This window comes from Streptomyces poriferorum (assembly GCF_019399235.1).
Lineage (GTDB): Bacteria > Actinomycetota > Actinomycetes > Streptomycetales > Streptomycetaceae > Streptomyces > Streptomyces poriferorum.
In genome coordinates this window covers 1-764 of record NZ_JAELVH010000585.1, presented here as the reverse complement: position 1 = coordinate 764, position 764 = coordinate 1, and the positions used below count along the sequence as shown (strand labels likewise).

1 protein-coding gene is annotated in these 764 nt (G+C 74.5%); it reads left to right on the top strand.

Going from position 1 to position 764, the window contains the following annotated elements; all coding sequences use genetic code 11:
- The coding region (locus JGS39_RS39835) for a polysaccharide deacetylase family protein (RefSeq protein ID WP_219574631.1) at positions 1-622 on the top strand (622 nt) is incomplete at its 5' end.
- Positions 623-764: the final 142 nt, after the last annotated feature.

The window sequence follows — 764 nt, the reverse complement described above, 5'->3', positions numbered from 1 at the left end:
CACCCCGCACCGCATCCCCGGGCAGCCCGTACAGATCGACCACGGCCCCCGCGACCGGGCCCGCGTCGCCCTCACCTTCCACGGCCAGGGTGATCCCGCCGTCGCCCGCACCGTCCTCGGCGCGGCCGAACGCGCCGGGGCGAGGGTCACCGTCCTCGCCGTGGGCAGCTGGCTGGACGAGCACCCCGAGATGGCCCGCCGGATCCTCGACGGCGGCCACGACCTCGGCAACCACACCCAGCGCCACATCGACATCTCCTCGATGGACGAGACGCGGGCGTACGCCGAGATCACCGACTGCGCCCAGCGGCTGCGCCGGCTCACCGGCTCCATCGGCACCTGGTTCCGCCCCTCGCGCACCAGGTACGCCACCCCCCTCGTCCAGCGGCTCGCGGTCCGGGCCGGATACCCGCACGTCCTCTCGTACGACGTGGACTCCCTCGACTTCACCTCGCCCGGCGCCGCGGCCGTCACCCGCAAGGTGGCCGGGGAGATCCGCAACGGATCGGTGGTGAGCATGCACTTCGGCTATGCGGACACGGTCGCCGCGCTGCCCCTCCTCCTCACCGAACTCGACCGCCGCGGACTGCGTGCGGTGACGACCACGGAGCTGCTGACCTGATGTCCCACTCCACCTCCCGCACCGCGGCGCTGTGCGGCGGCCTCCTGCTCGCCGTCCTCACCGGCTGCGGCACCGCCCCCGCGGACAAGGGGGCGTCCGACACCCCCACCGAGGCCGCCGCACAGCGCCGCGGTGCGGGAGG